The 8,914-nt window shown below is 29.0% G+C and carries 8 protein-coding genes and 2 pseudogenes; all 10 read right to left on the reverse strand.

Annotated elements, in window-relative coordinates; genetic code table 11:
• Window positions 1-735 (reverse strand): annotated as a pseudogene (locus AJ886_RS04715) (sugar transferase); the annotation flags it as partial.
• Window positions 728-1,411, reverse strand: a complete 684-nt coding sequence (locus AJ886_RS04720; RefSeq protein WP_070287244.1) for a nucleotidyltransferase family protein — start codon at window positions 1,409-1,411, stop codon at window positions 728-730. The pseudogene AJ886_RS04715 and the gene AJ886_RS04720, both read right to left, overlap by 8 nt.
• Entirely contained in the window at window positions 1,399-2,004 is a 606-nt protein-coding gene (gene gmhA2 / locus AJ886_RS04725) for a D-sedoheptulose 7-phosphate isomerase (RefSeq protein ID WP_070287246.1), read from the reverse strand. The genes AJ886_RS04720 and gmhA2 overlap by 13 nt, the downstream gene beginning before the upstream one ends.
• Window positions 1,992-3,011 carry a D-glycero-D-manno-heptose 7-phosphate kinase gene (hddA, locus tag AJ886_RS04730; protein WP_070287248.1) on the reverse strand — a complete coding sequence of 340 codons (1,020 nt, stop codon included), beginning with the start codon at window positions 3,009-3,011 and terminating at the stop codon, window positions 1,992-1,994. The genes gmhA2 and hddA overlap by 13 nt, the downstream gene beginning before the upstream one ends.
• Complete coding sequence (locus tag AJ886_RS04735; RefSeq protein WP_070287250.1) at window positions 3,008-4,039, reverse strand: GDP-mannose 4,6-dehydratase; 1,032 nt, start codon at window positions 4,037-4,039, stop codon at window positions 3,008-3,010. Before AJ886_RS04735 ends, hddA begins: the two co-directional genes overlap by 4 nt.
• The gene (locus AJ886_RS04740) at window positions 4,036-5,199 is read right to left on the reverse strand and encodes a DegT/DnrJ/EryC1/StrS family aminotransferase (RefSeq protein ID WP_070287252.1); all 1,164 of its coding nucleotides are present in this window, start codon (window positions 5,197-5,199) and stop codon (window positions 4,036-4,038) included. The genes AJ886_RS04735 and AJ886_RS04740 overlap by 4 nt, the downstream gene beginning before the upstream one ends.
• On the reverse strand, window positions 5,200-6,246 hold the full coding sequence (locus AJ886_RS04745) for a GDP-L-fucose synthase family protein (RefSeq protein WP_070287254.1): 1,047 nt from the start codon (window positions 6,244-6,246) through the stop codon (window positions 5,200-5,202).
• Window positions 6,246-6,806, reverse strand: a complete 561-nt coding sequence (locus AJ886_RS04750) for a dTDP-4-dehydrorhamnose 3,5-epimerase family protein (RefSeq protein ID WP_070286575.1) — start codon at window positions 6,804-6,806, stop codon at window positions 6,246-6,248. Before AJ886_RS04750 ends, AJ886_RS04745 begins: the two co-directional genes overlap by 1 nt.
• The gene (locus tag AJ886_RS10765) at window positions 6,790-8,547 is read right to left on the reverse strand and encodes a hypothetical protein (protein ID WP_070287256.1); all 1,758 of its coding nucleotides are present in this window, start codon (window positions 8,545-8,547) and stop codon (window positions 6,790-6,792) included. The genes AJ886_RS04750 and AJ886_RS10765 overlap by 17 nt, the downstream gene beginning before the upstream one ends.
• A gap of 25 nt (window positions 8,548-8,572) precedes the next feature.
• Window positions 8,573-8,914, reverse strand: a pseudogene (locus AJ886_RS04760) (glycosyltransferase family 2 protein); the annotation flags it as partial.

Here is an 8,914-nt window from a genome sequence, read left to right on the forward strand (position 1 = left end):
ACACAAACTTATATCCATCAGGTAAAGGTAAATTCATATCCCATGCAAGTTCAGCAGGTATGTTATGATAATTGATTTTTTCATTTTCATCATTTAGTTTCTTAGGATCAAGTAAAGAAGGGTAAGGATGATTTTCTTTTTTGTATCTTTCTTTGAAATCATCTGATAATAACCATTCTTCTATAAGATCGAAATTTTGTATAAAATAATTAAAATTGCGAAAGATATTATCTAATATTGCTTTATAATCTTGATGAATTTTTAATATATTTTTTATTCTTAGAATTTTTTTTAAAAATAATTGTTTATTATCTATCCAACCTTCAAGGATGCTAGAGTCAATCTGATTAAATTCTTTAAAAATTTCTCTAAAAATTTGAAATTCTTTTTTAGCTTTTTTAATATCATTTTTTAGTTTAAATCCACTTCCTTTATACCAGGTTTTATCAGCTTTGATTAAAACTTCACCTAGCATATAGGACAAATGAAATTTATATCTTAAAGCTTGCTCATAATCACTGCATGTTTCTAAACTTGGATATTTGAGTTGAGGAAAAACTTGTATAGTTTGTTGGTAAATTCTTTGTTCTTTTTTGTGTTGTTTTTTAATTTTATAAAGTTTTTTAAATAATGCTATATACCCCCCCCATTGTTTGTGAAATCAATCATAACTTGACCTAGTTTATAAGCAAGATGATTTTTTACTCTTTCTATAGCTGAGTTTGGGTTAAACATGGGGTTTCTCCTTTAAAAATAGCTTTAATTTATAATAATCCTCAGGTATCCCAATATCAATAAAATAATCATCAAAAATTTCAGCCCTAGCCTTTAGTTTTTTATAATTTTCTTGCAAAAATTCTTCAAAAGAAAATTTTTCCTGCAAAGCAAAATCTTTAAAAATATCTTTAGTCAAAAGATAAATTCCACCATTGATTAAACCTTGCTTTTTAAATACCTTTTCCTCAAAAGAAAGCACAAAGCTCTGTTCATTAACATTTAGCGTGCCATATCTATCAAAATCATTCATTTGCTTTAAAGCAAGGCAAATTTTACTTTTTTCTAGCTTTAATTTACTTAAATCTATGTCAAAAAAAGTATCACCATTTAAAACATAAGTCTTGTTTTTTATAAATTTCAAAGCCTCTTTTATAGCTCCACCCGTTCCTAGAAGCTCTTTTTCGATGCTGTATTTTATTTTTATACCTAAAAACTCATTTTTAAAATATTCTTGTATTACTTCATATTTGTATGATACTGCTAAGATAATCTCTTTTATGCCTTGTTTTTTAAGATACCCAAAAATAAATTCTAAAAAAGGCTTATCATTTATCGGTGCCATAGGCTTTGGAATGTCTTTTGTAATACTTTTAAGCCTTGTTCCTAAGCCACCACAGAGTATTATTGCTTGCAAGAAAAACCTCTACCAAAAAGTTCTTCTTCAACAATAGCACAAATAATATGTCCTATTAAAATATGTGCTTCTTGAATTCTTGGCGTGCAAGTTGAAGGCACTTTTATACAATAATCACAAAGTTCACTCATCGCTCCACCACTAGCTCCACTTAAGCCTATACTTATGATTTTTTTTTGCTTACAAAGCTCTAAAGCTTTTAAGATATTTTTACTATTTCCACTTGTAGAAATTCCTATAAAAACATCTCCCTTAACTCCTTGAGTTTGTACTTGTCTTGCAAACAAATTTTCATAACCATAATCATTGCCAATAGCAGTTAAAATACTTGTATCTGTAGTAAGTGCAATGCTTGCAATACCAGGTCTATCAAAGTAAAATCTACTCACAAACTCTCCTGCTATATGCTGTGCATCAGCTGCACTACCGCCGTTTCCTGCTAGTAAGGTTTTATTGCCATTTTTATAAGCTTTTATGACTTCTAATGAAGCATTTTTAATAAGAGTTATTAAACCTTCATCTTTTAAAATTTGCTCTTTTACTAAAATAGAATCTGTAAAATGTCCTTTTATATAGGAATTTAAATTCTCCATGATTTAACTCCCTCTTTTGCAAACGAAAAATCTTGCACCCAGCCTTGCTCTTTGCTTAAAGCTTTGATTAGGTTGTATTTTTTAGTAGGATCTACAAAGAAAAACATAAATCCACCAGCTCCTGCTCCACTAGTTTTACCACTGTAAGCTCCATTATCTATAGCTAGTTTATAAATTCTTTCAAGCTCATCATTACTAACGATTTCAGAAATGATTTTTTTTGACTGCCAAGACTTACCTAAAATTTTCGCCAAAGTATCAAAATCCGCCTTAAATAAAGCTTCTTTCATCTTAATGGCATCTTGTTTTATCGCGTGCATAGCTTCAAGGGATTTTTCATCTCCAAGTTTTCCTTTTTTATGCTCTTCTATATCTTTTGCTTCTCTTGTGATATTTGTAAAATAAAGTACAGTTCTAGCTTCAAGCTCACTAGCTATCCAGTTTTTAATACGCAAAGGATTAACAATAACTCTTTTATTGTCATAAAATTCCATAAAATTAAAGCCGCCAAAAGTTGCAGCGTATTGATCTTGTGCTCCGCCTACTATGCCTAAATCTTCTCTTTCTATCTCATAAGCAAGCTTAGCGATTTCATATTCTCCTAAAGGTAGATTAAGCCACTCTGCAAAAGCTTTTATAATGCCTACAACTAAGGTTGAGCTTCCGCCCAAACCACTACCACTTGGTACATCCGAGTATGTGTGCAAAGAAAAACTCAAAGGTTTTTTTGTAAAATCTTTTACAATGCGATTATAAATACTTTTAAAGATATCTAATTTTCCATCATTTTCTAAAAATTCTTTACTTTCGTACTCAGAGTAAGAATTTGTATCAGGAGAATCAAAAATGATTTTTTCATCTTCTCTTTCGATTAAAGTGCAATGTATATATAAAGATATAGTCGCATTTAAAACATAACCTGTGTACTTATCACAATATAAATTTATATCAGTCCCCCCACCTGCCAAACCAAGGCGAAGAGGAGTTTGTGTGCGTATGGTTTTCATCTATTTAAAGGAATCCTTCCTTTTTTTATCTCATCTCTCCAATGATTTAATAGATCCTCAAACATTTTTCTAGCTGGAATTTGGGGTTTCCAGTCAATAAAACTTTTGATTTTTGTGTTATCAAACATTTGATAATCCGCATCAATTGGGCGTAATCTTTGCTCATCTTGTTCTACTTTAATATCTTTTCTTATAGAAAAAGATAAAAGAATTTCTATTACTTCAGGGAGTTTAAAAGCTTCTTCACCTGCTATATTAAAAGCTTCACCACAAGGAACTTTTCCTTTTTGGCTTTCTAATGAAAGTAGATAATAAGCCCTTATAGCGTCACGACAATCTTGAAAAGTTCTTACACTTGAAAGATTTCCAACCTTGATAACAGGCTCTTGATAACCCGCTTCAATCAAAGCAATTTGTTTTGCAACTGTGCTTTCAAAAAACACATCAGAACGTCTTGGACCACTATGTGTTCCCATTCTTGTAACAAAAGTGCGAATGTTATAAGCTTCGCCATAAAATCTTCCCAAATAATCAGTGCCGATTTTGCTTATACTATAAGGACTTGCACCGTGAAAAGCTGTTTCTTCATTAAGTTTAACACCTGCTTTTGCTTTACCATAAACTTCACTTGAAGAGCAAATATGCACTATAGGATCATAGCCATCTTTTGCCTTTAAAATTCTAATATTTTCCAAAATATTTGCTGTGCCTATTATGTTAGTCTGTAAAGTTTCAATCGGTATATTAAAAGAAGTTTTTGGATAAGATTGAGCTGCTAAGTGAAAAATCACATCAGGCCTTTGACTCTCGAAAAGTTTTTGAAGACTAGAATAATCATTTAAATCTGCATAAAAAATACTGATTCTATCTTTTTTATTTATCCTATCACTTAAATGATAGATATTGTCCATAGGTTCTTGCCAACGCATCATACCTATAACATCATAGTCTGTGTTTTCTAACAAGAAATCTGCCATTTGCGAGCCAACTTGCCCTGTAAATCCTGTAATTAACGCTGTTTTTTTCATAAACTATCCAATACTTTTTTAAATAAATTAATTTGATTGCTAATGCTAAATTGGTGATTGCCTACAAAAAATCCTTTTTCATGTATATATTTTGCATTTTTTAATTCTTGATAAATTTCATAGTCAAAATACTTAATTACCTCATTTTGTGTAAAATTTCCAGTTGCTATAGGACGATACTCTATATCATTTTCTTCTAGTTTTTTAATAATATCTTTTCTTTTTAGTTTGGAGTTTGGCTTAATCACCAATGAAAATCCAAACCACGAACTGCTTCCGATTTCTTTTTGCATAATAAATTCAGGATGATTTTGAAAGTATTCGCAGAATAATTTCGCGTTTTCTCTACGATGTTTTAAAAACATAGGTAATTTTTTAAGCTGTTCTATACCGATAGCCCCACTCATTTCCACTGGACGCACATTATATCCTGGCAACACAAAACGAAATGACTCACTAAACCAATCGTCGCTTTTATTGACTACTAAATTTTCTTTTGGAAGATTTCTAGTCCAACCATGTGCTCTTAAACATAGCAAAATATGATACAGCTCCTCATCATCCGTGACAACAAAACCACCTTCCATTGTGGCCATATGGTGAGAAAAGAAGGTTGAAAAAGTTCCCATAATACCAAAAGTTCCAGTTTGCTTTCCCTTATACTCTGCCCCCATTGATTCGCAATTGTCTTCAAGCAAAATAATATCTTTTCCTTTGATAAGATCATTAATCGTATCAAAATCATTAGGATTTCCTAATAAATTTACAATCATGATCATTTTTGTTTTATCGCTAATAGCACTACTTAAAGCATCTAAGTCGTAATTTAGTGTTTCTAAATCTATATCTACAAATTTTAATTTCAAGCCATACTGATAAAGTGGATAATAAGTAGTACTCCATGATACCGCAGGAACTATAACTTCATCTCCTTTTTTTAATTTAGGGTTTTTTGTATAAAATAAGGCTGCTGTTGCTATCAAATTTGCAGTTGAACCTGAACTTGTCATAACCGCATACTTTGAGCCTATAAATTTAGCAAAATCTTTTTCAAATTCAGCCACCTTTTTGCCCATAGTAAACATATCACTTTTGATAACATCTTGTATTGCTTGCAATTCCTTTTCATCCCAAGTTGACGAGGCTAGTGTATATTTCATTTATTCTCCTTTATTTAAATACCAATCATACATCATTTTAATACCATCTTCAAGTTCAATTTTGTGTCTCCAACCCAAAGAATGAATTTTAGAACAATCCATCAAACGATCCATTGTGCTATCTGGTCTATTAGGATTAAAAATCAATTTTCCTTTAAATCCGACAATTTGCTTAACCATTTGAGTAACTTCTGCTATGCTATAATCAACACCTGTTCCAATATTAATATGCGTATTTTTTATTTTTTCATCTTTATTATATAAATCAGAAAAATTTACATTTTCCATAACATAAATAGCAGCATCAGCCAAATCATCACTATGTATAAATTCTCTTCTAACCTTCCCTGTCCCCCAAATTTCCACATAGTCTTTTGAAATACCAAAATTAGCTAAATACTTCTTCGCTTCAACAAATGATTTCATTTTTAAATCTTTTAAAATTTCACCCTCTCTTTCCTCTTCTAGTAGTTTAGCTAGATGAAATTTTCTAAGTAGCGCCGGCAATACTCTAGACTTTTCAAAGTCAAAATTTGCTCTTGTTCCATATAAATTATTTAAAGCTAAAGTTATAAAATTGGTTCCGTATTGAATATTATATGATTCACACATTAATGCACCTGATATTTTTGCAACACCGAACGAGGTTGCATTATATTCTAATATATCAGTCAACATACTTTCTTCTTTAATGGGATTAAGAGTTTTTTCAGGATACATATAACCTGAACCAAAAAAAATTAATTTTTTTACTCCAAATTTGAAAGATTGATGGATAATATTATTTTGTATAGTTGTATTTTCGTATATAAAATCTGCTCTTTGAGATACATTAGCAGCGCCACATGGCAAAACTGCTGCTAAAAAAACATATTCTGGTTGCTCGTTTTTAAAAAATTCAATCACAGCTTGTTGATTTAACAAATCAAGTTCTTGTCGTGTTTTAAGAATTAAATTTTCATATCCTCTTTTTTTTAAGTTTTCTACTAAGGCAGTACCAGCTGTACCTTTGTGTCCCGCTATATAAATTCTAGAATCTTTATTCATTAAAATCCTTTAGTATGATCATTAATTGTTGCATCAATATCCCTATCTGATAATATAGGATTGCTTGTTGGCCAATCTATAGCAATTCTACTATCATTCCATGCATAGGTAAACTGATCTTTGGCATCAACATATTCACCCTCATAAGCCCACTTGTAATAATATAAAGCATCACTTTTTGAGCTAACATACTGCGCATTTCCAAAATAAGGTGGAATTAAAATTAATTTCTGATTATTTTGATTGATAATAAATTTTTCCCATTTTAGATAAGCAGGAGAGTCTTTTCTACAATCAACCACTACTTGATGCACTTCTCCATACACACAAGTTACCAACTTCCACGACTTGTGATCTCCATGAATTCCTCTTAAAACATTTGGTTTTGATAAAGTAAATTTATCCAAAACAAAATTTAGGTTATCAGGAAGTAAATGCTTTAAACAATCTTCAGAAAATGCTGACCAAATCTCCCCTCTCAAATCTCTAAATTTATTAGGAGTTATTATATATACCCCTTTTAAAATTTTTGATTCTTGTATGTCAAATTCTATAGCCATTATTATCTCTCCCTTCTTGTTTAGCCTTCCTTTTCAATCTAGGTATATCTTTGAATATAAATTTAATATATCCCCCCTTATACCAACTTTTATGAGCTTTTATTAAAGCTTCTCCCAATTTATAATTAAAACATTCTTTATATTTTAAAGCTTCTTGATAATCTGGATAATTTTTGAAACAAGATAATTTTAAAGATAAATCTTTTTTGTATTTTTGTTCTTGCTTGTGTTTATCCGAAATATAAGAAAGCACATAAGGCATTCTGATTAATCCTAATATACTTTTTGAATTTTCTACTATTGCTTGCCCTAATTTATATGATAAGTGATTTTTTACCAGTTCTATTGCTGAAAAATTTAAATTAGACCTTGATAATTTTAAATTATTTTTTTTAAAAATAAACAAAGCTACAGCTTCCTCCATTTCATTGTTGCATAAATATTCTCCTTTAATAATTTTTATGCATATCTCTATACTTATTTCAAACAAAAATCTATGTTTATCATGGTATCTCACAAAATAAAAATACATAAAACCATACAAGGAAGTAATTTCTTGATTTGATAAAATAAGTGATTTTATTTTTTCTAGCTCTTTGTTATTTAAATTATCTAATAATAATTTTAAAATTTTAAAATTATTATTTTTTAATAATATATAAATATAAAATAATTTAAATAAAAAACATTCTTTATATAAAAAAGTAGCATTCTGTAAAAAAAATTCTTGTTCTTTTGGATCTCTATTTAACCAACTTGAATAAATATAAAGCATAAAATAAGAAGTTGCTGTTTGCTCATCATTAAATTGAAATTGTCTTACGCCGTCATACAACATATTAAAAAGTTGCTCTGCTGTAAAACTTTGATAAATACCACAATCCTCTCCTGCTGAAATAAAATTAGCCAATCTTGAAAATCCAGAAAATCTAGTAGAATAAATTTTATCGGCCTTAGACATTAACAAAACTTCAAAAAAAGTTCTTTCCGAGCTATTTAATTCATTTACAAAATTAAAATCTTCAACTGTAAAAATATTAATATTTTGACCCAAACATTGTTTTTTTAAATCTCTAGTTGACTTACAATCATCAGCGAAAACTAAAAATTTATTACAATTTTGAGTATCTTTAAGACACTTAATCATAGAAGCTGCTAAATGAAAACATATCATTTTTAAATGACCTATAAAAATAATATCTCCACATTTACTATAAACAATATCTCCACTTCTAATATGTATGGCGATAAAATTTCCAAATTCTTGATAAATATTATTAACATTATCTATAATAAATTGATATTTTTGAGAAAATTTAATATTTGTCCATGCTAATTGCAAATCTTTTTTATATGATTTAAGATCATAATCAAAAAATTCACTTAAATACATTTGACTATAAAAAATATCCCCCCATTCATATCTTGCAAAATCCAGCCAAGATTTAATTTTACAATTTTTTAATTCTGAAATATCTGGAAAATCTTCATGGTTTATATCTTGAAAATTAAAAGCATAATGCTTTTGAATAAATTCATCATCGAAAATTTCTTCGATATTTGGAATGCAGGATTCTGGGGTAAATAAATCTAATTTTTCAGCATAAATATTTCTTGATAAGCCTAAATTCCAAGTAAATTCAAACTTCAATTTTAAGTTCTTAGCGATCACCATTGCATTTAAAAAAGCACACATTCTTTCACCGAGTCCATCTTTTCTTACGGCAATTATTTTTTTCAAATTAAAACCTCCATTTCGAAAAAAATTAAATTTTATATTTTAAAATTAGCAAAGGAAATTTAAACAAAGCACCTTTATGCCAAGTTTTAAAAGATTCTAATAAAATTTTTCCTAGTTTATAAGATAAGTGTTCTTTATACTTTAAAGCTTCTTGGTAATCTGGATAATTTTCTAAAGGGGGTAGTTTTAAAGTTGGATCTTTTTTTATTTTTTGATAATATATTTTTTGATCTTGTTTGTAATTTAAAAATACTGATAACAAATATATTGGCATGAATAGAATACCAATAATACTTTTAGAATTAATAATCATAGTTTGACCTAATTTATAACAAAGCTGATTTTGAATTCTTTGTTTAGCTGTGCC

Source organism: Campylobacter sp. BCW_6465, from assembly GCF_001762815.1.
GTDB lineage: Bacteria > Campylobacterota > Campylobacteria > Campylobacterales > Campylobacteraceae > Campylobacter_D > Campylobacter_D jejuni.

Coding starts and splice junctions, on each gene's coding strand:
- AJ886_RS04740 (WP_070287252.1), bottom strand. CDS start 5,199: ATGAAATATACACTAGCCTCGTCAACTTGGGATGAAAAGGAATTGCAA.
- AJ886_RS04745 (WP_070287254.1), bottom strand. CDS start 6,246: ATGAATAAAGATTCTAGAATTTATATAGCGGGACACAAAGGTACAGCT.
- AJ886_RS04735 (WP_070287250.1), bottom strand. CDS start 4,039: ATGAAAAAAACAGCGTTAATTACAGGATTTACAGGGCAAGTTGGCTCG.
- gmhA2 (WP_070287246.1), bottom strand. CDS start 2,004: ATGGAGAATTTAAATTCCTATATAAAAGGACATTTTACAGATTCTATT.
- hddA (WP_070287248.1), bottom strand. CDS start 3,011: ATGAAAACCATACGCACACAAACTCCTCTTCGCCTTGGTTTGGCAGGT.
- AJ886_RS04750 (WP_070286575.1), bottom strand. CDS start 6,806: ATGGCTATAGAATTTGACATACAAGAATCAAAAATTTTAAAAGGGGTA.